Annotated in this window: 16 protein-coding genes; 9 read left to right on the top strand and 7 right to left on the bottom strand. The window is 71.1% G+C overall.

The genetic code is table 11. From position 1 onward, the window contains the following. Positions 1-6: 6 nt before the first annotated feature. From treS to CP973_RS40180, 4 genes are all read left to right on the top strand, one after another. Entirely contained in the window at positions 7-1,716 is a 1,710-nt protein-coding gene (gene treS, locus CP973_RS25365) for a maltose alpha-D-glucosyltransferase (protein ID WP_208853401.1), read from the top strand. Next, a complete protein-coding gene (locus CP973_RS25360) occupies positions 1,713-3,083 on the top strand; it encodes a maltokinase N-terminal cap-like domain-containing protein (protein ID WP_150245599.1) in 1,371 nt (456 codons plus the stop codon). The genes treS and CP973_RS25360 overlap by 4 nt, the downstream gene beginning before the upstream one ends. A gap of 71 nt (positions 3,084-3,154) precedes the next feature. Further along, positions 3,155-3,349 carry an SH3 domain-containing protein gene (locus CP973_RS25355; protein WP_150245596.1) on the top strand — a complete coding sequence of 65 codons (195 nt, stop codon included), beginning with the start codon at positions 3,155-3,157 and terminating at the stop codon, positions 3,347-3,349. An 86-nt stretch (positions 3,350-3,435) separates the two neighbouring features. Further along, entirely contained in the window at positions 3,436-3,609 is a 174-nt protein-coding gene (locus CP973_RS40180) for a hypothetical protein (protein WP_167538511.1), read from the top strand. 57 nt (positions 3,610-3,666) lie between these two features. Here the strand turns inward: CP973_RS40180 and CP973_RS25350 are convergent, their stop codons facing one another. Further along, entirely contained in the window at positions 3,667-4,320 is a 654-nt protein-coding gene (locus CP973_RS25350; protein ID WP_150245593.1) for a PAS domain-containing protein, read from the bottom strand. Between the two features lie 105 nt (positions 4,321-4,425). On the opposite strand from CP973_RS25350, the gene CP973_RS25345 reads away from it, so the two are divergent. Together CP973_RS25345 and CP973_RS25340 are read left to right on the top strand one after the other, a co-directional pair. Beyond that, positions 4,426-7,629 carry a cytochrome P450 gene (locus tag CP973_RS25345; protein WP_150245590.1) on the top strand — a complete coding sequence of 1,068 codons (3,204 nt, stop codon included), beginning with the start codon at positions 4,426-4,428 and terminating at the stop codon, positions 7,627-7,629. Positions 7,630-7,839: 210 nt separating this feature from the next. Then, the gene (locus CP973_RS25340) at positions 7,840-9,015 is read left to right on the top strand and encodes an FAD-dependent monooxygenase (protein ID WP_150245588.1); all 1,176 of its coding nucleotides are present in this window, start codon (positions 7,840-7,842) and stop codon (positions 9,013-9,015) included. A gap of 112 nt (positions 9,016-9,127) precedes the next feature. Here the strand turns inward: CP973_RS25340 and CP973_RS25335 are convergent, their stop codons facing one another. Together CP973_RS25335 and CP973_RS25330 are read right to left on the bottom strand one after the other, a co-directional pair. Continuing rightward, positions 9,128-10,702 carry a trypsin-like serine protease gene (locus CP973_RS25335; protein ID WP_150245585.1) on the bottom strand — a complete coding sequence of 525 codons (1,575 nt, stop codon included), beginning with the start codon at positions 10,700-10,702 and terminating at the stop codon, positions 9,128-9,130. A 148-nt stretch (positions 10,703-10,850) separates the two neighbouring features. Next, the gene (locus CP973_RS25330; protein ID WP_150245582.1) at positions 10,851-11,381 is read right to left on the bottom strand and encodes a hypothetical protein; all 531 of its coding nucleotides are present in this window, start codon (positions 11,379-11,381) and stop codon (positions 10,851-10,853) included. A gap of 703 nt (positions 11,382-12,084) precedes the next feature. Between CP973_RS25330 and CP973_RS25325 the strand changes: the two genes are divergently transcribed. After that, a complete protein-coding gene (locus CP973_RS25325) occupies positions 12,085-15,627 on the top strand; it encodes a colicin E3/pyocin S6 family cytotoxin (RefSeq protein WP_244410000.1) in 3,543 nt (1,180 codons plus the stop codon). Further along, on the top strand, positions 15,624-15,854 hold the full coding sequence (locus CP973_RS25320) for a DUF7683 domain-containing protein (RefSeq protein WP_125531395.1): 231 nt from the start codon (positions 15,624-15,626) through the stop codon (positions 15,852-15,854). The genes CP973_RS25325 and CP973_RS25320 overlap by 4 nt, the downstream gene beginning before the upstream one ends. 137 nt (positions 15,855-15,991) lie before the next feature. Here the strand turns inward: CP973_RS25320 and CP973_RS25315 are convergent, their stop codons facing one another. Together CP973_RS25315 and CP973_RS25310 are read right to left on the bottom strand one after the other, a co-directional pair. Continuing rightward, entirely contained in the window at positions 15,992-16,504 is a 513-nt protein-coding gene (locus tag CP973_RS25315) for a DUF2165 domain-containing protein (protein ID WP_150245579.1), read from the bottom strand. Positions 16,505-16,592: 88 nt separating this feature from the next. Continuing rightward, complete coding sequence (locus CP973_RS25310) at positions 16,593-16,967, bottom strand: hypothetical protein (RefSeq protein WP_150245576.1); 375 nt, start codon at positions 16,965-16,967, stop codon at positions 16,593-16,595. 98 nt (positions 16,968-17,065) lie between these two features. Between CP973_RS25310 and sigJ the strand changes: the two genes are divergently transcribed. After that, on the top strand, positions 17,066-17,983 hold the full coding sequence (gene sigJ, locus CP973_RS25305; RefSeq protein WP_150245573.1) for an RNA polymerase sigma factor SigJ: 918 nt from the start codon (positions 17,066-17,068) through the stop codon (positions 17,981-17,983). 88 nt (positions 17,984-18,071) lie between these two features. On the opposite strand, the gene glgX is transcribed toward sigJ, so the two are convergent. After that, positions 18,072-20,093: a glycogen debranching protein GlgX gene (gene glgX, locus CP973_RS25300; RefSeq protein WP_150245570.1), complete on the bottom strand. Its 2,022-nt coding sequence runs from the start codon at positions 20,091-20,093 to the stop codon at positions 18,072-18,074. After that, positions 20,093-21,346: a cupin domain-containing protein gene (locus CP973_RS25295; protein WP_150245567.1), complete on the bottom strand. Its 1,254-nt coding sequence runs from the start codon at positions 21,344-21,346 to the stop codon at positions 20,093-20,095. The genes glgX and CP973_RS25295 overlap by 1 nt, the downstream gene beginning before the upstream one ends. Positions 21,347-21,358: the final 12 nt, after the last annotated feature.

Genomic DNA, 21,358 nt, shown 5'->3' with positions numbered 1-21,358 from the left:
CCGGAGATGACCGCACCCCGCCCCGCGCCCCTGCCCGACAACGCTCCGGCGCAGCCCGAGTGGTTCAAGACCGCCGTCTTCTACGAGGTCCTGGTCCGCTCCTTCTACGACGCCGACGGCGACGGAGTGGGCGACCTGAAAGGCCTCCTGGCCAAGCTCGACTATCTCCAGTGGCTGGGGATCGACTGCCTGTGGCTGCCGCCCTTCTACGAATCCCCGCTGCGGGACGGCGGCTACGACATCAGCGACTACCGGGCGATCCGGCGGGAGTTCGGCACCATGGAGGACTTCCTCGCGGTGCTGGACGCGGCGCACGCCCGCGGCATGCGCGTGATCACGGACCTGGTCGTCAACCACACGTCCGACCGGCACCCCTGGTTCCAGCGCAGCCGGCAGACCCCGCACGGCCCCTTCGGGGACTTCTACATGTGGGAGGACGACAACCGGAAGTACGCCGACGCGCGGATCATCTTCGTCGACACCGAACGCTCCAACTGGGCGTGGGACGAGACACGCGGCCAGTATTACTGGCACCGCTTCTTCTCCCACCAGCCGGACCTGAACTACGACAACCCCCGGGTCCAGGACATCATGCTCGACACCGTCCGCTTCTGGCTCGACCTGGGCGTCGACGGCTTCCGCATGGACGCCGTGCCCTACCTGTTCGCCCGGGAGGGCACCACCAGCGAGAACCTCCCCGAGACCCACGACTTCCTCAAGCGCGTACGGAAGGTGGTCGACGAGGAGTACCCCGGGCGGGTGCTGCTGGCCGAGGCCAACCAGTGGCCGCAGGACGCGGTGGCCTACTTCGGCGACCCCGCCACCGGTGGCGACGAGAGCCACATGGCCTTCCACTTCCCGCTCATGCCCCGCCTGTTCCTGGCCGTACGCCAGGAGAACCGCGCCCCCGTCACCGAGGTCCTCGACCGTACGCCGCCGATCCCCGCGGGCGGCCAATGGGCGATCTTCCTGCGGAACCACGACGAGCTGACCCTGGAGATGGTCACCGACGAAGAGCGCGACTACCTCTACGCCCAGTACGCCACCGAGCCGCGCATGCGGGCCAACATCGGCATCCGCCGCCGCCTCGCCCCGCTGCTCGGCAACGACCGCAGACAGCTCGAACTCCTCACCGCCCTGCTGCTGTCGCTGCCCGGCTCCCCGATGCTCTACTACGGCGACGAGATCGGGATGGGCGACAACATCTGGCTCGCCGACCGCGATGCCGTACGCACCCCCATGCAGTGGGCACCGGGCCGCAACGGCGGCTTCTCCCGTGCCGCTCCCGCGTGCCTGTACCTGCCGGTCGTCGCCGACGGCATCTACGGGCCGCAGGCCCGCAACACAGAGACACAGCTCGCCGACGCGTCCTCCCTGCTGCACTGGGTCCGGTCCCTGATCCATGTCCGCCGCGACCACCCGGTCTTCGGCCTGGGCACCTACCGCGAGATCGGGAGCACCGATCCCGCCGTGCTGGCCTTCGTACGCGAACCGGCCGACGCGCCCGGGGCGGCGGAGACCGTGCTGTGCGTCCAGAACTTCGCCCGTACCCCCCGGCACACGGAACTCGACCTGCGGGAGTTCGCGCCCGGCCCGCTCACCGAACTGACCGGCGCGACGCCCTTCCCGGCCGCCGGCCCCGAGCCGTACCCGCTCACCCTGCCCGGCTACGGCTTCTACTGGTTCACCCTGCGCCCGCGGACGGAGGACACATGACCACCACCCTGCCGCAACACATCGAGACCGCGCTGGGCGCGTGGATCCCCTGGCAGCGCTGGTTCGCCGGCAAGGGACGTGCCGTCCTGGGCACCACGCTGGCCTCGGCCGTCCCCCTGACCGGCTCGCGGGGCACCGGTCCCGCCGGGTTCCTGGCCCTGGTGCACGTGTGCTTCGCCGACGGACAGGCGGAGACCTACCACGTGCCCCTCGGCGTGCGTGCCCGCCTCCCGGCCGCGCTGGAGCCGTACCTCATCGCCCGGCTGGAGGACACCGCGGTCTACGACGCCACGGGCGACCCGGACCTGGCCTCCCGCCTCGTGGAACTCATCGCCCGTAATCACCACACCTCCCGGGTCCGCTTCCGGGCACAGGGCGGGCATTCCCTCGTCGCTCCCACGGGCACCGAGCGGACCCGTCCGCTGGGTGTGGAGCAGAGCAACACCTCGATCGTGATCGACGACCGCTATCTGCTGAAGCTCTTCCGCCGTATCGTCGCCGGTCCCAACCCGGAGCTGGAGGCCCTGGCCGCACTCCAGCGGGCCGGCAACCGCGACGTGCCGAGGCTGCTGGGCAGCGTGAGCGGACGGCAGGGCGCCGACGAACTGACCTATGGCCTGCTCCAGCACTACGAGCCGGACGCTGACAGCGGCTGGGACCTGGCCTTGCGCAGCATCCTGCTGGGCGACGCCCCCTCCGGCGGCCGGACGGGCGGCTTCCCCGGGGCCGCCGCGCAACTGGGGGCCACCGTGGCCGGCGTTCACCGCGACCTCGCCGGGCAACTGCCCGTCGCCGTCCTGGACCGGGCGGGCCTGGAGCGCCTGGCCGTGCAACTGAGCAAGCGATACGTCCGGGCCTGCTCCAGTGCTCCGCAACTGCGACGGTACGCACCTTCCGTCCACTCGGCCTTCGCGGCGGTGGCCGCGCTCCCCGGCCCCCTGCCCGTGCAGCGTGTCCACGGCGACCTCCACCTGGGACAAGTCCTCCGCGGTCCGCGCGGATGGCTGGTGCTGGACTTCGAGGGCGAACCGGCCGTCTCCCGGGAGGAGCGCACCGCCCCCACCTCCCCCGTCAAGGACCTGGCCGGCATGCTGCGCTCCTTCGATTACGCGGCCCGGCACGCCCGCCGCTGCCCGTCGGCGCCGCCCGCCGACGCCGTGCACGCGTGGGCGGCGGCCTCCCGCGAAGCCTTCCTGGCGGGCTACGCCGCCGTCACCGGCCTCGACCCGGGCCGCTGCCAACCCCTCCTGCGCGCCTACGAACTGGACAAGGCGGTCTACGAGGTGGTGTACGAGACCCGCAACCGGCCGGCCTTGGTGGACATCCCCCTGGCGGCGATCGAACGCCTGACCGCCGCACCGTGCTGAGCCGGCCGGCGGCAGGCCGCGCCGGCGACATGACCAGGCCGCACGCTCACCCTCGGAAAGGCGGAACAGCCGTGCGTGACAAGCGCCGAAAGATCTACGAAATAGTCGAACCGGAGCAGAAGACCTGGTGGGAGGCGAACCGGCACAAAGTCATGTTCGTGGTCGGCTGCCTCCTGATGTACCTGCTCCTCCAGGCGTGCGACAACGCCCTCTCCACCGGCCCGCAAACGCGCCCTGCCGCCCATACCGCGACGGCGGGCACCTGAGGCCCGGCCGTGCCGACGAACAGCTCGCCGGGCCGGGTGCACCACCCTTGCGGTCCGAACGCCACGCGCCAACCGGAGGAAAAACCATGGGACGGCAGTTCGCGGGCACATGCGGCGCCGGCCGGAGACGGCCCCGGCTGCGCGGACATTCCCGTATCGCCCGGGCAGGAGTCGGCAAATTCGGCCTGGGCCTCTTGTGGGGCGCCGGCATGTGGGTCGGCAGACGGCTGGGCGACCTCATGGACCAGTGGTGGAACTGAAGGGCGGGCGACGCCTTCCCGTAGCGCCTCGGCCGTGGCCGTCCACGGCCGGGCCGCTCACTCGGACATGCCGTCCGCCGGTTCCGGCGGCCACACCCCCGCCGCCAGGACACCCAGCACATACGCCTTCGCCACCAGCGCGGCACGGCCCTGGACGCGCCAGCGGCGGGCCAGACGGGTGAGGTGGTAGTTGACGCCGTCGACGGTGAGGCCGAGGTGGCTGCCGATGGCGGCGGTGGTGGCGCCGGAGGCGGCCAGCGCGAGGATACGGGTCTCCACGGGGCTGGCCGCGTCCCGCGCCGGGGCCGGTGCGGGCGGCGTGCCGTCGTGCACACGGAGCAGGGCCAGCAGGGCGGGCGGGGACTCCGACGGGTCGCCGACCGGATCGACCGTCAGCTCGCCCTCCCGCGCCACGCCGTCCGTACCGGCCCGCCACCGCACCTCGACCGGGTAACGGGACCTGCGGCCCAGGCGCACCGCGTCGATCACCCGGTCTATCTGCGCCTGGGAGCGGGGCCGGAAGAGGTCCAGCAGATTGCGGCCGCGTAGCTGCCCCGGGGCCGCGCCCCACTCGACGGCCATCGCCGGATTGGCGATCAGCACCTCGCCGTGCGCCGTGCACACCGCGATCGGCACGGGGATGCGGTCCAGCAGGATCAGGAAGTAGTTGCGCCACGGGCCCGCCGAGCCGTCCGCCGTCGCGTCGTCCATTGCCCCTTCTCCGGTCCGGCCGCAAGAGCGGACAGCGAAAAACCACTGCACAATCATGCAGTTACCCGGCGTCGCAGGGTACCCGGAGCGGGTCACGCTTGAGTCATGACCGACACGATCCCGTTCGCAGCAGCCGGCGCCGCGGTGCGCCCGTCCGAGGAGGTGCCGGTCGTCGACCTGTCGGCCACCGGTCTCACCGGCACCCCGCTCCAGCAGGCCATGGACCTGGCCCGCGAGCACGGCCCGGTGTACCGGCGGCGGCTGCACGGCCACGAGGCGCTGTTCGTCTCCTCCCTCGACCTGGTCACCGAACTGGCCGACGAGGACCGTTTCGCGAAGGGCGTCTCGATCGCCCTGGAGAACGTCCGCGAGTTCGCCGGCGACGGCCTGTTCACCGCGTACAACGACGAACCGAACTGGGCCAAGGCACACGACATCCTCATGCCGGCCTTCGCGCTCGGCTCGATGCGCACGTATCACCCCGCGATGCTGAAGGTCGCCCGCCGGGTGATCGGCAGCTGGGACCGGCGCGCGGCCGACGGCACACCCGTCGACGTCCCCGACGACATGACCCGCATGACGCTCGACACCATCGGCCTGGCGGGCTTCGGCTTCGACTTCGAGTCCTTCTCCCGCGCGACCATGCACCCCTTCGTCGAGGCGATGGTGCGCTGCCTGGAGTGGAGCATGAAGCGCCTCGGCCGGAAGCCGGACGGCGACCACCGCGAGCAGGACGCCGCCTTCCGGGCCGACGCGGACTACCTCGCCTCGGTCGTGGACGAGGTCATCGCCTCCCGTACGGGGGAGGGCGGCACCCCGGACGCGGCGGCGGGCGACGACCTCCTCGGCCTGATGCTCGGCGCCACCCACCCCGCCGACGGCACCACGCTCGACCTCGCCAACATCCGCAACCAGGTCATCACCTTCCTCATCGCGGGCCACGAGACGACCTCCGGCGCGCTGTCCTTCGCCCTGTACCACCTGCTCAAGGACCCGGTTGCGCTGCGCATGGCACAGCGCGAGGCGGACGAGCTGTGGGGCGACGCGACCGACCCGGACCCGTCCTTCGAGGACATCGGCCGGCTGCCGTTCACCCGCCAGGTCCTCAACGAGGCGCTGCGCCTGTGGCCCACCGCCGCCGCCTTCACCCGCCAGGCCCGTACGGACACCCTGCTCGGCGGCCGCGTCCCGCTGAAGGCGGGCCAGCTGGTCACCGTCCTCACGCCGATGCTGCACCGCGACCCGGTCTGGGGCGACAACCCGGAGCTGTTCGACCCCACGCGGTTCGCGCCGGAGGCCGAGGCGGCCCGCTCCCCGCACGCGTACAAGCCGTTCGGCACAGGAGAACGGGCCTGTATCGGCCGCCAGTTCGCGCTGCACGAGGCGACCATGCTCCTCGCCATGCTGGTGCACCGCTACCGCCTCATCGACCACTCCGACTACCGCCTGACCGTCAAGGAAACCCTCACCCTCAAGCCGGACGGCTTCACCCTCACCCTCGCCCGGCGCACCCCCGCCGACCGCGCGGGCCTGCGCGCGGCCCTGGCCGTACTGCCCGGCGGGACGCCGGAACCGGACGACACCCGGCCCGGCACCGGCGACGGCCTGCCCACCCGCGCCCGCCAGGACACCGGCCTCCTGCTCCTCCACGGCACCAACTACGGCACCTGCCGCGACTTCGCCGAGCGCATCGCCGACGAGGCCACCGGCCTCGGCTTCACCACCGAGGTCGCCCCGCTGGACGCCGCGGCCGGCGCCCTCCCCACGGACCGCCCGGTCGTCATCGTCACCGCCTCCTACAACGGCCGGCCGACCGACGACGCGGCGCGCTTCGTCGCATGGCTGTCCGGCGACGGAGCCCGGGCCGAGGGCGTCCCCTACGCCGTCCTCGGCGTCGGCGACCGCAACTGGGCCGCCACCTACCAGCGCGTACCGACCCTGCTCGACGAACGCCTGGCCGCCCTCGGCGCCGAGCGGCTCCTCCCGCGCGGCGAGGCCGACGCGTCCGGCGACCTGAACGGCGCGGTCCAGGCGTTCACGGCCGCGCTGCGCACCGAACTGCTCGTACGCTACGGCGACCCCGCGACCATCGGCGCGAGCGCGGCGGCCGACGCCACGGACACGTCCTACACCGTCCGCGAGGTCACCGGCGGCCCCCTGGACGCACTCGCCGCCCGCCACGGCCTCCAGCCGATGACCGTCACCGAGGCGTACGACCTCACCGCCCCCGGTCACCCGCGCGTCAAGCGCTTCCTGCGCCTCGCCCTCCCCGAGGGCGTCACGTACCGTACGGCCGACCACCTGGCCGTACTCCCCGCCAACAGCGCGGCGGCCGTCGAGCGCGCCGCGCAGGCGCTGGGCGTATCGCTGGAAGCGGTCCTCGACATCCGCGCGGGCGCGGGGCGCGGTGGCCGGGACACGCTCCCCGTGGACCGTCCGCTCACGGTACGTCAGCTCCTCACCCACCACCTGGAGCTGACCGCCCGCCCCACTGCCGCGCAGCGGGCGGTGCTCGCCGACCACAACCCCTGCCCGCCCGAGCGCAGCGCCCTCCAGGCCGTCCCCGACGACGATCCGCGCACCACCCTCGACCTCATCGAGGAGCACCAGGCCCTGCGCGGCGCACTGCCCTGGCCGGTCCTCCTCGACCTGTTCCCCGCCCTGCGCGTCCGCCACTACTCCCTCTCCTCCTCGCCCGCCGTCGACCCCCGGCACGCCGACCTGATGGTCTCGCTGCTCCCCGGCGGCACCGGCTCCGGCCATCTGCACGCACTGCGGCCCGGCGACACGGTGCCGGCCCGGGTCCAGCCCTGCCGGGAGGCCTTCCGCCTCGACCCGGCCGACCCGGCCCCGGTGATCCTGGTCGCGGCCGGCACCGGCCTGGCCCCCTTCCGGGGCGCGATCGCCGACCGCCTGGCCGCCGTACCGGACGGCGAACCGGCGCCCGCCCTCCTCTACTTCGGCTGCGACGCGCCGGACGCCGACTACCTCCACGCCGACGAGCTCCGGGCGGCCGAAGCGGCCGGGGCCGTGTCCCTGCGCCCCGCGTTCAGCGCCCGCCCGGTGGACGGCTGCCGCTACGTCCAGCACCGCATCGCCGCTGAGGCCGACGAGGTGGGCGCCCTGCTGGACGCGGGCGCGCGGGTCTACGTCTGCGGTGACGGCAACCGCATGGCCCCCGGTGTACGGGCCGCCTTCCGCGAGCTGTACGCGGCCCGTACAGGTGCCACGGAGGAGGAGGCCGAGGCCTGGCTGCAGGAACTCACCGCGGATGGGCGGTACGTGGAGGACGTCTATGTGACGGGATGAGGTGCCAGCGCCTCGGCGCCCCGAGCGGCTGCCCGGCAGGCGATCCTGCCGGGCAGCCGCGCCCCACCCGTACCGGCCCCCGGCCCATACCGGTCCTCACCCACACCGGCCCCCGCCCGGGGTCTGGCTCTCCGCCCCGCCCCGGCGGCATCGTGGACGGTGGCGGCGCGGTTCCGCGTACCGCCGGACGGCGATTCACCTGGGGGCGCCATGACCAATGCGCTGATCATCGGCGGCGGGATCGCGGGCGCGGTGACCGCGATGGCTCTGCAGCAGGCGGGGATCGAGGCGGAGGTCTTCGAGGCGTACGAGAGCGGTGCCGACGATGTGGGCGCGTTTCTCGTCGTGTTCGCCAACGGGCTGGAAGCCCTGCGCGTCATCGGCGCGCACGGACCGGTCCTGGCCAACTCCTTCCCCGCCGAGCGGGTGGAGTTCCTGAGCGGTACGGGCAAACGGCTCGGCGAGCGGCCCCTGGCGGGCACCGCCGACGAGACCGCCCTGGGTCCGCGTACGCTCACCCGCGCCACCCTCTACCGGGTGCTGCACGAGGAGGCGCGCCGGCGCGGCATTCCCGTACGGCACGGGAAACGGCTCGTGGCCGCCGAGACCGTCAGCGACCGCCGGGTGGTGGCCTCCTTCGCCGACGGCAGCCGCGCCGAGGGCGACCTCCTGATAGGCGCGGACGGCATCCACTCGGTCGTCCGCAAACTGATCGACCCGGCGGCGCCCCGCCCCCGCTACACCGGCCAGAACACCGTCTGCGGCTACACCCGCGACATCAAACCGCCGTCCGCGCCCGACACCTACACCATGATCTACGGCCGGCGGGCCTTCTTCGGCTGCACGGCGGCGCCGGACGGCGAGGTGTGGTGGTTCGCCAACGTTCCGGGCCCCGAACGCTCCCGCCGCGACCTGGCCGCCGTCACCGCCGACCAGTGGCGACAGCGGCTCCTCGCGCTCCTCGACGACGACCGCACCCCGGCCGCCGCCGTCGTCCGCGCCACCGGCGAGCACCTCATCGCCTCGCACGCCTACGACCTGGCCGTCACCCCGAGGTGGTACTCGGGCACCATGGTGATCATCGGCGACGCGGCACACGCGGCCGCGCCCAACGCCGCGCAGGGCGCCTCGATGGCCATCGAGGACGGCATCGTCCTGGCCAAGTGCCTGCGCGACCAGCACGAACCCCGGCGCGCCTTCGCCGCGTACGAGGAACTCCGCCGCGCCCGCGTGGAGCGCGTGGTGGCACACAGCGCACGGATGGCCCGCCGCTCGGCGCCCGGGGCGGTACGCCGACTGGTCCGCGACGTGATGCTGCCGCGCAGCGTCGGACGCGGGGGAGACGGCGCGGATGAATGGCTGACCGGTTATCGCGTCGAGTGGTGAGGGCGTTCGCCGTCACGGCAATGGGCCGGGTGGAGCGATGCGGAAGTCACATGGGTACCGCTGGTGGCGTACGGCTCGCCACCGTACGCCACCAGTGATCACCGGTCGGAGGTCAGGAAACCCGCGGCCAGGCGTGGGTGCCGGTCGCGATGTTCCCCTTGCCGTCGCCCTTGTAGAAGTTGAAGCGCTGCTGGTTGCTCCACAGCGAGCCGACGTCGGTGTTGCCGTCGCCGTCGAAGTCGCCGGCCAGCAGGATCTGGGTGCCGCTCCAGCCGTTGTCGTGCCACATCGACACGCCCTCGCTCAGGCCGCCGCCGGCAGCGCTGTCGTAGCGGGTGTAGCGGGTCAGACCGCCGACGCTGGTGACGGAGACGATGTCGTCGCGGCCGTCGCCGTTGAAGTCACCGGTGGCGATCTTCTTCATGTGCTGCCAGCTGGCGTCCCGCCACATGTTGCGCTTCGTGCCGTTCAGCGCGCCGCTGGGGCCGGCGTCGTAGGCGTACAGGGCACCCTTGGGACCACCGCCCCACACGGCGAGCAGGCCGTCGCGGTCGGAGGTGCCGGACCTGAAGCGGACGAGCTGGAGCATGTCGTTCCAGTTGGTCTTCTCGTCCACCCACATCGGCTTGTTCGGGGCCAGCGTGCCCTTGGAGTCGCCCGCGTAGAAGCGCAGGGAGCCGTTGCCCCACACGGCGGCGATGTCGGCGTGACCGTCGCCGTTGAAGTCACCACCGATGATCTTGGTGATGCCCTTCCAGCCGCCGTCCTGCGCCCACAGTGGGCGGCCGTACTCGAAGGTGCCGTCGGTGCGGCCGTAGAAGGTGTGGAGGTTGCCGTCCTTGGTCACGGCGGCGACGTCGGTGCGGCCGTCGCCGTTGAAGTCGGCCGTGGTCAGGACCGAGGTGACGTCCGGGACCAGGGTCGACAGGCGGATCCGCTGAATCCAGCCGGCGACGTCGTCGGTACGGGCGATGACCGCGCCGTTGCGCTTCTCGTCCTCGTGGCCGAAGCAACCGCCCTGCCACGAACGGCTGCTGACCCCGGCGAGCTCGTAACGGCCTTCGTGCTCACGGAGGACCGGGCCGCCGGTGTCACCGGCGCAGACGGCGGCGCCGTCCGAGGCACCGGCGATGCTCGCCGAGCCGTCCTGCACGGCCTGCAGCGAAAACTTCGCGCTGTGCAGGCGGTCGGGAACCCACTGGTCCTTGGTACGGCCGTAACCGCTGACCGTGAGCTCCTCACCCTGACGCGGGGCGGTGGTGCCGACAGCGGCGGGGGCGATCCCGGTCACGGGCTTGGCCAGCTTGGCCATGACCAGGTCCCGGTCACCGTGCGGAACCAGCTCGACGACGTCCGCGACGCTGCCGCCGGCCTTCGTCAGGTCTGTGCGGCCGATGGTGGCGGTGGTCTTCAGCTTCGGCGCGCCCGCGGAAACCTTCGGCCCCTGCGCCGGATTGTCCGCGAAGCAACTGGCGGCGGTGGCCAGCCACTGCGCGTCGACCAGCGTCGCGGAGCAGCTGCGCGTGCCGTTGCCGATGTCCAGCTTGGCGGTGAAGGCGTACGCCTCGTCCGCGGCGGCGCCGCCGGTGACGGCTTGGGCGGGGGTGGCGGCGGTCAGTGCGCCGGTGACGACGACGGCGGTGAGAAGCCCGCTTGTCCGCGCTGATCGCGGGCGTCTGTGCAACATGTGAGTGCTACTTCCAGAAAAAACGTAATTACAGTGGGGCGGAGGCCCCTTGGGCGCTCGCAGTGCGGCATCAGTGCCTGTACGCACTTCGTGCCTGGGGAAGGATCAGCGGTGCGCCGTTCGGGGGCAGCGCGGGGAGAAGGAACGATCAGCCCTTGACGCGGAGCTCGATCAAGGTTGCGGCTTTGGCGCCGGTGCCCAGGTTGCCCTTGCCGAGTTCGGTCAGGTCGTTCTTCTTCAGATCGACGGTCTGGGTCTTGCCTTCAGAGGTGACCTTCGCGCTGGCGGTGTGCCCTTCGTTCTCCCAGATTCCGATCAGTTCGGGTACCTCAAGAGTCAGGTAGCCGTTCTTTCCGGTCACCTTGAAGCAGTAGTTGCGCCACTTCTGCTTCTTGTCCGCCATCACTTCAAGGTCGGGGGAGTCCTTGCAGTCCGCCAGGATTATGTGACCGTCTCCCTTGACGAGCTTGAGGCCCTTTTCCTGGAGAATCTTGTCGGCGCCGGGGTAGCCGAAGTCCTCCACGGCGAACGGCGGAAGAGCGGTGTCTTCGATGTGCTGCGCGGATTCGCCCGCCGGCTGCGGGGCGGCCTGGGCTACAGCAAAGCCGCAGACGCCTGTGAGGGCTGTGGTGGCGCCAAGGAGGCCGATGAATGTTGTCTTGCGTGGGCGAAATACCACAGGAAAGTCCTTACGGGAAATCCGCGGCAACAAGCCGGGCCGCGAAAGAATGTAATCGACAGGAAGTGATGAATGTATCACCCATGCGCTTCATCGAGGCAATCGGGGTGACTGTATAACAAATCGGGCACGACGGTGGTGTGGCGTACAACCCTGGGCCTGCTGAGTACGCACTTGCCTGACCGATATGCTGGTTCGACGGGCGCTCAACGCCGTAACCGTCGATGGTGGGACCGGCTGCCTTCGCGGCGAAGCCGCCGTCCGCCGACGAAAGTCGTTCCGCGGTGTTCGGCAGGGTGATGCAGGGCGCGCGCGCCTCCCACCAGGGGGATCGTGCTGCTGGTGCCGCTGCGAGTTAGGGCAGGATTTGGGCACGGCTGTATAACGTGAGTCGCTGCCGGCGGACATGTTTTCGTAAGTCCGCTTTGCCGGTCGCCCGTCAATGGATGATAACTTGAGGTGTCATCGGTGCTTCTTCTGCCGGTTCACGACATCGGTTGAATGGCGAAAGGCGCCGGCTGGTCAACGGCTTGATTGCCGGATCGGCCGCCTTGAGCGGGCCGGCAAGAGGAAAGCCCTGCACGCCAGGACACCGCGCGCGTAGCTGCACTTCCTAAGACCCGAACGAGCTCATTGGCCATGCCAGTTATGCTCGCCGGGCCGGCGTTTCAGCAACGCCCGGCAGGTAAGAAGGGTTAAGGCTGTGAAATCCAGAAAGAAGTGGCAGCGCGGTATGCGTGCTGTGAGCACAGGCGTGCTGCCACTGGCACTCGTTGCGCAGATGGTCGGGACGAACCCGGCTCATGCGGCGGAAGAAAAGGGCGGGGGCGTTGACCCGATACCCGACACCGCTCGCGGCCGGGTTGTCCAGTTGTGGAAGGACGGCGGACCAGGGCTGAGGGCTTCGGCCGAAACCGCGCTGCTGGGGTCCGAAGAGGACGTACAGCACTTCCTGGAGAGCGGCAAGGACAGCGGCCGGTACCGCGATGAGTACATCGCGGCCGTACAGATTCACTCTGTTGCCGGCCGTAATCTGCAAGCAGCAGCCAAGAAGGCGCTGCGTGGGTCGCGGGAAGACCTGCACGCCTTTCTGAAGGAAGGCTGGAAGGACCCGCTGGAGGCGGACCAGCGGACCCGGGCCGTGCAGGTCGTCAGTATCGGCGGCCAGAACGTGCGGGAGGCCGGAAAGCAGGCCTTGAAGGGTTCGACCGAGGACGTCCGCGCGTTCCTGGAAACGACGCAGTACGAGGCGCGTGAGGCGGATGAAAGGACCCGCGTCGTTCAGCTGATCAGCGTCGGCGGACCGGCGACCAAAGCAGCCGGCAAGGTCGCCTTGCGCGGAGGGCCGCAGGACGTCCACGAGTTCCTCGAGGTCGGCCGGCAGGTGGCCCGGGCCCGGGACCAGGAGCGTGCCTCCATCGAGGAATTGGCGCAGGAAGCCGAGGAGGCGGGCAAGAAGGCCAAGCAGGAGACCGATGCCGCCAAGGAGGCCTCCGATCGCGCGGTCGAGGCCTCGGACTTGGCCAAGGAAGCTGCGGCGAATGCCGCGAATGAGGCCGAGAAAGCAAGACAGGGGTCCCAGGACGCAGCCGGTGCTGCCGCGGTAGCTGCCGAGGCGGCGCGAGGGGCCGCGCGCGCCGCTCAGCGGGCGATCGGCGCGGCCCGTGCCGCCAATGCGTCGGCCAGGGTTGCCGCCAACGCCGCTGCGCAGGCGGCGGCAGCAGCTGCCGGTGCGGCCAGCGCCGCTTCCGGTGCGCGTAACGCGGCCGCGGCAGCGGCCTCGGACGCGGGCAAGGCCGCCGACGCCCGAAAGGCGGCGGAGGTCGCCCGGGATGCCGCCAAGGGCGCGGAGAAGGCGGCGCAGGCCGCAGACCAGGCGGGCAAGGCATCGGCTGCGGCGGGCCAGGCCGCGCAGCACGCTCTGAGCGCCAGCGCGAATGCCGATGCGGCGGCCAGTCAGGCAGTGCGGGCAAGCGGATTCGCCGATGCCGCCGACTCCCACGCTGCTGAGGCGAAGGCCGCGGCAGCCCAGGCCAAGCGGCATGCCCGCGAGGCTTCCAGCGCGGCGCAGTCCGCCGTGACGCTGGCCAACCGCTCCGCGGCGGCGGCGTACCGGTCGCGGGACGCGGCCAACAGGGCGGCCGGCCACGCGAAGAAGGCAGCGGAAGAGGCCGAGAAGGCTGCCGAGCACGCCGGCGAGTCGGAAAAGGCCGCGGCCGAGTCGGACCGGCACGCCACTGACGCCCAGGCCGCGGCCGACGATGCGACCGCAGCGGTCAAGGAGGCCGGAGAGGTCCACGCTCTGGCCCGCCAGGCCGAGGAGGAAGAGCTCAAGAACCGTACCTCGGCCGCGATGGAGCAGGCCCGTGACCTGAAGACCGCGGACGACGAGCTCAAGGAGCAGCAGGAGCGAGCGGTCCAAAAGGCCAAGGAACTGGACGCGGAGGCCACCCGCCTGGCGGACAAGGCGGCCGAGCCGGGCACCGACGCGAAGGAGATGGCAGTGCAGGGGCGCAAGGCAGCGCTGCTGGCACTGAAGGTCCGGGGACCGTGGAGCAAGGCCGCCGCGGAGGTGGCGCTTGCCGGCTCCGACGATGCCATGCGCGAGTACGTGCGCAGCGGCTGGAAGAAAGCATCCGACCAGGACAATCGGGCGCGTGTCGAGTTCCTGGCCGAAGAGGGATTCTCCGAAGCGCTCAGGTCGGCCGCAGAGAAGGCGCTTCAGGGCGACGCCCAGCAGGTCGACGACTTCCTGAGCACCGGCCAGCACGAGGCGGCTGCCGCGGTCTACCGCACCAGCGCCGTACAACTGTCCAGCGTGGGCGGTTCGAACGTGCGCGAGGCCGCCAAGGCCGCGCTCAAGGCCGGCACGGCCGACGAACTGCTGAAGTTCCTGTCCTCCGGTCAGTTCGACGCCCGTTTGGCCGATGACCGTATCCGCGCCACGCAACTGGCCAGCACGGGCGGTCCGGAGCTCCGGGCCGCGGCAAAGATCGCCCTGGTGGGGCCGCCCCAGGCGCTGCATGACTTCGTCCAGGTCGGGCAGTACAAGGCAGCCCGCAAGGATCAGTTGGCAGCCACTCATGATGCGGACATCAAGCGTCTGATCGCCGATGCTTCAGGGGTGGCGGCCACCGCGCAGCAGAACGCGCATCTGGCCAAGGAATGGTCGCTGCGCGCCAAGAAGGCCGCTGCCGAGGCGCGAGATGCCGCCAACGCGGCCCAGAAGTCGGCCAACGAGGCCAGCACCTACGCCGAGCAGGCGCGCAAGTCCGCCAAGGACGCCGAGGCATCCGCCGCCCAGGCCGCCCAGTCGGCCAAGCAGGCTCGGGCCGCCGAGGCCGACGCCAACCGGGCAGCCGCCCGGGCCGTCAGGTCGGCCACCAGTGCGCAAAGCTCGGCCAACTGGGCGCGTGGCTCCGCCGACGAGGCATGGAGCGCGGCCAAGCAAGCGCGGGCGTCGGCGACGGCTGCGGGCAAGGATGCGGTAGCGGCCAACCAGGCAGCCACCGAGGCCTACACCACCGCCGTCGAGAAGCAGCGGGCGGAAGAAGCCGCCTGGCGACAGGCGGAGGAGGCGCGGAGAAAGGCCGCGGAGGACGAGCCCGACGACGGTGAGCCGGACGACGGCTGGCCGGGGTGGGTACCGGGCTTCGTCAAGGACGGCGTGCAAAAGGCCGGTGACATCGGGGATACGGTCGCGACCTACGGCTCGGCGATCCTGGGCAATGGTGACATCTGGGCCGGACTCGGCGAGACGTTCCTCGGTGTTTTCGCCATGGGCGTGGGCGGCTCGGGTGATATCGCCGGTGGCGCGGTGTGCTTGTCCGGAGTCGGCTGTCTGGTCGGTGCCCCGGCGATTGCCGCGAGCACGACGCTGCTGGTCGGCGGAGCCGCCGCCATCGGTGACGGCGTCGGCCGCTTCAACGACGGACTCGGTGTGGCGTTGCGAGACGCCCGCAGCAAGGCCGGCGTCACCCGCAAGACCGACCCCGGCCCCAAGGAAGCTCCACAGACTCTTCCCGCCTTTCCCAAGGCGCAGAGGGCTAAGCCGAAGACGCCCGTCCAGGGTGGCGGAGGCCTTCGCAAGCGTTGGAAGGACCCGAAGGGCACCATCTACGAATGGGACTCCCAGCACGGAACGGTGGAAAAGTACAACAAGGATGGGAAACATATGGGAGAATTCGATCCCAATACGGGGGAGCAGACTAAGCCGAGGGACCGTACACGCAAGGTGGAGAAGTGAGAATTCTCGTCACTGAGTACCGCAGGGACTCTGATTTCCCGGAACGGGAGACGGACGTTACGCACATCGGCCTGCAGGCCGCCGCCGAACTGGTGGACATCCCGGTTGACAGGTTTGCCGACGTGTACCCCTTGAGCGAGAAACAGTTGGAAGCTTTGCGGAAGCTCACAAGAGAGACGTTCGATCCGGATGGCCACGAGTATTTCATCGAGGCCGTAGAAGGTTAGTTCCGTCCGGTCCGTCCGAGGTGGGCTCCGGCGTTCAGCCGGAGCCCACCTCGGCGCTTCATTGTTTCTCGGATGAGAGGCAGGGCGGTCAGCCCGAGGCCCGGACGCACTGGTCTTGTTGATTCCCGAGTTCAGGGCTACCGCTCGTTCGCCTCCCGCAACTGCACCACCACCAACGCCACTCCCGCCAGCACCACATTCCGTGCCGCCGCGTCCAGCCCGTTCCAACTCTTCGACTGCCACATCGCGAACCATTCCCCGCCTATCGCCATGAACCCGGCGCCGAAGAGCAGCAGCACCATGAGCAGTCCGACGGTGCTCAAGCGGCGTGCTCCCGCGTATCCGGCGCCCCCGCGCACCTGTCTCGCCCACAGCGCCGTTGCCGCGATCAGTACCAGCGCCGTCACGGTCTCCCAGGTGATGATCAGGACGTAGGCGATGTTCTGGAGGGTGGGCGATTCTATGGACCGCCACATCAGGTCGGGGTCCTTGAAGGTGGTGTCCATGGCCAGGACGTGCTGGACGAACGCCTGGTTGGTGCCGAAGTCGGTGATGTTGCCGAACGCGACGAGCGCCATGTAGAGCGCGACCGTGCCGGTGAGCGCGGTGGCCGCGAGCGGGAGGGGCTGGAGCGGTCTGGCGGCGGGCATTCACGGTCTCCCTGGCCTGCGGTGGAGTGGTGTCTTCGGCACTTTACGGGGGGTGTCAACCGCCGTGTGCCGTCCGTCCGGGCGGTGCTCAGCGCCGGGTCAGCGCCAGCACACTCAGGCCGAACATCAGGACTCCCAGGGGGAGATGCACCGAGGGGACGTGCGCGATGCCGAGCACGACCTGGACCGAGGCGAGCGCGAGGAAGCCTGTCGCGTGCCAGACGGGCCGGGGCGAGCCACCGCCCGGTTTCCACGCCAGTACCGCCGCGAGCACGTACAGCATCGACGTTCCGTACATCACGCGGGCGCCGACGCCGTGCAGCGTCTCTCCGTAGGGGGAGGTCAGCAGCAGTCCGGCGGAGACCGCCTGGAGGAAGAGGGCCAAGGTCTGCAAACAGATCGCTGTCCGCAGGAACGCGGATCCGCGCTGTGCTTTCGTCGTCGTTCTCACCGCAGTGGCCATGTCACGGTCCCCTTTTCCGCCCTAGGGCAGTGGATCGGTAAGGTCTCACCAGCCCGACGACGCGGGCCTGCGAAAGGTAAGGCGAGGGGGCCGGAAGAGTGGGGACTGCCGGGTCCGGCACAGCAGAGGCAGCCGCTGTACGTCGCCAACTGATCAATGTCGCCTACCGGTTGCTCGGTTCGCTGACCGAGGCCGAGGACGCCGTGCAGGAGGCCTATGCGCGCTGGTACGGGCTGCCCGGGGACAGGCAGGCGGACATCTCGTCCCCCGGCGCCTGGCTGACGACGGTGACCAGCCGCATCTGCCTGGACCTGCTCGGCTCGGCGCGGGTCCGCCGCGAGCGCTATGTCGGCGCGTGGCTGCCCGAGCCGGTGCCCGACCGCGCCGGGCGCGGCCACGCGGGCGGCGCCGGTCCCACCGGCCCGGCCGACCCCGCCGACCAGATCGTTCTGGACGAGTCGGTGGCCATGGCCTTCCTCGTCGTGCTGGACTCGATGACGCCCGCCGAGAGGGTGGCGTTCGTCCTGCACGATGTCTTCCGGTACCGGTTCGCCGAGGTCGCCGGCGTACTCGGCCGGACCCCCGCGGCCTGCAAGCAACTGGCGGCCTCCGCCCGGCGGCGGGTCGGCGCCGCGCGTACCCCGGTGGCGGCGACCGGCCAGGCCGACGTGGTCCGGCGCGTCAAAGAGGCGTGGGAGGCCAGGGACATCGCGGCCCTCGTCGGTCTCCTCGACCCCGCCGCCGTGATGGCCGCCGATGGCGGCGGTGTGGCCGGTGCCGCCCTGCGCCCGGTCGAGGGAGGCGCGCGCATCGCTCGGTACATGGTCGCCATGGCGGAAAAGGCCCCCGGACTCGAACTGCGGGAGCGGTCGGTCAACGGTGTGCCGGGCCTGGTGGCCCAGCGTGCCGGTGTCGTCATGACGGTGGCCTCGTTCCATGTCTCCGGCGGGCGCGTCACCCGGATCTGGGCGGTCCGCAACCCGGAGAAGCTGCGGCCGTGGGCCGGGGAGGGATAGCCGACCGCCGCTCGGCGGTACGGCACCGGCCCGGCGGCAGGGCTTCGGCTGTCCGGCAGCGGAGCGTCAGCCGCCAGGCAGCGGAGTGTCAGCCGCCCGGCAACTCCGCCGTGGCCACCAGCACCGTACGCGCCGGCACCGTGCACACGTCCCCCGACTTCAGCGAGGCCGACGCCGCGGGGGCGCCGTCCGGTGCGGTGGTGTCCAGTACCACCTCGTATACGGCCCCGGGCCGCCCGGGTACCGGGAAGTCCACCGCGTCCGCGCCCGAGTTGAGCAGCGCCAGGACGTCGGTGTCCGGTTCCGCGGCGCGGTCCCCGGCGAGGAGGAAGGCCAGGAAGCGGGTGGCCGGGTCCTGCCAGCGCGCCTCGCTCATCGGGCGGCCGTCGCGGTCGTACCAGGTGATGTCGGGAGGGTCGCCGGAGCCGGTCAGGAAGGTGGTGCGCTGGAGCACGGGGTGCGCGCGCTGGAGGGCCACGGCCCGGCTCACGAAGTCGGTGAGCGGGGTGGGGGACGACCAGTCGTACCAGCTCGTGTCGTTGTCCTGGCAGTAGGCGTTGTTGTTGCCCTTCTGCGTACGGGCCAGTTCGTCGCCGCCGTACAGCATCGTGCAGCCCTGGGAGAGGAGGAGCGTCGCGAGGAGGTTGCGGCGCTGGCGTTCGCGGAGGGCGACGATGGCGGGGTCGGATGTGGGGCCCTCCACGCCGTAGTTGGCGGAGCGGTTGTCGTCCGTGCCGTCCCGGTTCTGTTCGCCGTTGGCCTCGTTGTGCTTGCGCGCGTATGTCACCAGGTCCGTCAGGGTCATGCCGTCGTGGCAGGTGACGAAGTTGATGGAGGCGTCGGGGCCGCGCCGCTCGGGGGCGTACAGGTCGGAGGAGCCGGCGATCCGGCTCGCCAGGTCGCCGACGGCGGGGCGGCCCCGCCAGAAGTCGCGCACGGTGTCGCGGTAGCGGTCGTTCCACTCGTTCCAGCCGGGCGGGAAGCGGCCCACCTGGTAGCTGTCGGGCGCGCCCACGTCCCAGGGCTCGGCGATGAGTTTGACGCGGCCCACGACCGGGTCCTGGTAGAGCAGGTCGAAGAAGGCGGCGAGGCGGTCGACGTAGCCGTACTGGCGGGCCAGCGTCGCGGCCAGGTCGAAGCGGAAGCCGTCCACGTGCATCTCGGTGACCCAGTAGCGCAGCGAGTCCATGATCAGGCGCAGTACCTCGGGGCGGCCGGCGTTGAGGGTGTTGCGGGTGCCGGTGGTGTCGAGGTAGCGGGACGGGTCGGCGGGGTCGAGCCGGTAGTAGATCTCGTTGGCCAGGCCCCGGAAGCACAGCGCCGGATCGTCCGGCGGGCCCTCGGCGGTGTGGTTGTAGACGACGTCGAGGACGACTTCGATGCCGGCGGCGTGGAGGGCCTTCACCATGGTCTTGAAGTCGGTGATCTGGCCGCCCTCGTGCCCCGCCGAGCTGTACGCGGCGTGCGGCGCGAAGAAGCCGATGGTGGCGTAGCCCCAGTAGTTGGTCAGGTCGCGGTCGAGGAGGAACGGCTCGGAGAGGAATTGGTGCACCGGCATCAGTTCGACCGCGGTAACGCCCAGGCGGGTCAGGTGCTCGGTCACGGCGGGGTGGGCCAGGCCCGCGTAGGTGCCCCGCAGGGGCGGTGGGACCTCGGGGTGCTGTGCCGTCATGCCCTTGACGTGCGTCTCGTACAGGATGGTTCGCGACCAGGGGTGGCGCGGTGGCCGGTCGTCGCCCCAGTCGTACGCCGTGTCGGCGACCAGGGGCAGCAGCGTGCGGGTACCCGTCGGCTTGAGCACCTTCGCGTACGGGTCGAGCAGCAGCCGGGACGGGTCGAAGCGCAGGCCGCGGCCGGGTGCGAACGGGCCGTGCGCGCGGTAGCCGTAACCCTGGCCCGGCCGCGCGCCCGGCACATACGTGTGCCAGATGTCGCAGTCCACCGCCATCGGGACCCGTCGCTCGCCGCCCTCGTCGAGCAGGCACAGTTCGACCGCGCCGCCGTACGCGCCTGCCGAGGAGTGGACCGCGAAGGCGGTGCCGGAGCCGTCCCAGTGGGCGCCGAGGCGGTGGGGATCACCGGGCGAAGGGTTCACGCGGGGAGTGGCCATCAGTCGTAACCGCCGAACATGAAGAGGGACGCCCGCTGGTCCGCCGGGTTCATCAGCCCGTGCAGATTGCCGCCCTTGAGGAGGGCCAGGTGGCCGGCGGGCAGGCGCCGTATCTCGAAGGAGCGCACCCGGCTGCCGGAGTCGGCCCAGTCGCCGACCACCATCAGCCCGTCGCCCTCCAGCATCAGGAAGACCTCCTGGTTGTCCCGGTGCCGGTGCAGGCCGATGCCGCAGGCCGGGTCCAGGACGTGCAGGTCCATGTAGGTGACGGCGAGGAAGGGTTCCACGTCGCCGCTGGCGTGGCCCTTGCGGCCGAACGCGTCCAGGTTGTACGGCTCCAGGCTCCGCCGCAGGTCGTCGGTGCCCGCCCAGCGGCCGTACTCGCTGAAGAGCGTGCGGTATTCGAGGAAGCCGACGCCGCCGTGCGGGTTGGGGCTGGTGCCGACGCCCAGGTAGTGGTCCCAGCCGCGGATCTTCATCTCGAAGCCCAGGCGCATCGACCCGGAGGGCGGGTCGGCCGAGCCCGCGCCGTCGGGGCTCGCGGTCCAGCGCAGGTCGATGTAGCAGGGGAGTACGGGGTGCATGGCGTGCCGCGGGGCGACCAGGCGCAGGTCCTGGTTGGTCATCTGGTCGCGGAGGAAGTCCTGGCCCAGGCCGGTGACGAGGTCCGGGCGGGGCTGCAACAGGCCGGAGTCCAGGGCCGACCGGCCACGCGGGCCCAGCAGGTCGTGCAGGCCGTCGCCGACCCGGCCCCACAGTTCGACGGTGTAGAAGTCGGTTTCCTCGTCGTACGGCACCCGGACGGGCACCGGCCGGCTGCCCTGGACGGAGAGCACACAGCCGATGGTGTCGCCGAGCCGGCCCGCCTCGCGCCACAGCGCGGAGTCCGGGCCGCCCCGGTAGGACAGCTGGAGGAACGGGCCGCGCCAGTCGCCGATCTCGGCCCAGCCGCGCACCGCCCGGGTGTCGGCGAGGGTGAAGTCGCGGACGTTCTGCTTCTGGAAGTCGTTCTTGTCGTCCTGCTGTTCCGGGTCGAGCTGGTCCTGGTGGGGCGAGGTGGGCCCGTACAGCTGGAGGGTGCGCAGCGGGAACAGGTGCTGGAGCGAGGCGGGTTCGTACTGCTCGCGCTCGGCGGCGAACCGGGTGCGCTCGACCAGGCCCAGCAGCTTCAGCAGCGGGTTGGCCTCCGCGTAGTCCGGGGGCTTGACCGGGTCGACGCGGAAGACCGAGTCGGTGTGCACGATCGTGGGCATCGCGGGGCCGCC

The sequence above is a fragment of the Streptomyces albofaciens JCM 4342 genome (genome assembly GCF_008634025.1).
Taxonomy (GTDB): Bacteria; Actinomycetota; Actinomycetes; order Streptomycetales; family Streptomycetaceae; genus Streptomyces; species Streptomyces albofaciens.
Note: the sequence above shows the minus strand (reverse complement) of the source record. Positions and strands in the feature narration are given on the sequence as shown.

Excerpts from the sequence above, each read along its gene's own strand:
- CP973_RS25345 (WP_150245590.1), top strand. The coding sequence starts at position 4,426 with ATGACCGACACGATCCCGTTCGCAGCAGCCGGCGCCGCGGTGCGCCCG.
- glgX (WP_150245570.1), bottom strand. The coding sequence starts at position 20,093 with ATGGCCACTCCCCGCGTGAACCCTTCGCCCGGTGATCCCCACCGCCTC.
- CP973_RS25360 (WP_150245599.1), top strand. The coding sequence starts at position 1,713 with ATGACCACCACCCTGCCGCAACACATCGAGACCGCGCTGGGCGCGTGG.
- CP973_RS40180 (WP_167538511.1), top strand. The coding sequence starts at position 3,436 with ATGGGACGGCAGTTCGCGGGCACATGCGGCGCCGGCCGGAGACGGCCC.
- CP973_RS25315 (WP_150245579.1), bottom strand. The coding sequence starts at position 16,504 with ATGCCCGCCGCCAGACCGCTCCAGCCCCTCCCGCTCGCGGCCACCGCG.
- CP973_RS25335 (WP_150245585.1), bottom strand. The coding sequence starts at position 10,702 with ATGTTGCACAGACGCCCGCGATCAGCGCGGACAAGCGGGCTTCTCACC.
- treS (WP_208853401.1), top strand. The coding sequence starts at position 7 with ATGACCGCACCCCGCCCCGCGCCCCTGCCCGACAACGCTCCGGCGCAG.
- CP973_RS25350 (WP_150245593.1), bottom strand. The coding sequence starts at position 4,320 with ATGGACGACGCGACGGCGGACGGCTCGGCGGGCCCGTGGCGCAACTAC.
- CP973_RS25340 (WP_150245588.1), top strand. The coding sequence starts at position 7,840 with ATGACCAATGCGCTGATCATCGGCGGCGGGATCGCGGGCGCGGTGACC.
- CP973_RS25295 (WP_150245567.1), bottom strand. The coding sequence starts at position 21,346 with ATGCCCACGATCGTGCACACCGACTCGGTCTTCCGCGTCGACCCGGTC.
- CP973_RS25310 (WP_150245576.1), bottom strand. The coding sequence starts at position 16,967 with ATGGCCACTGCGGTGAGAACGACGACGAAAGCACAGCGCGGATCCGCG.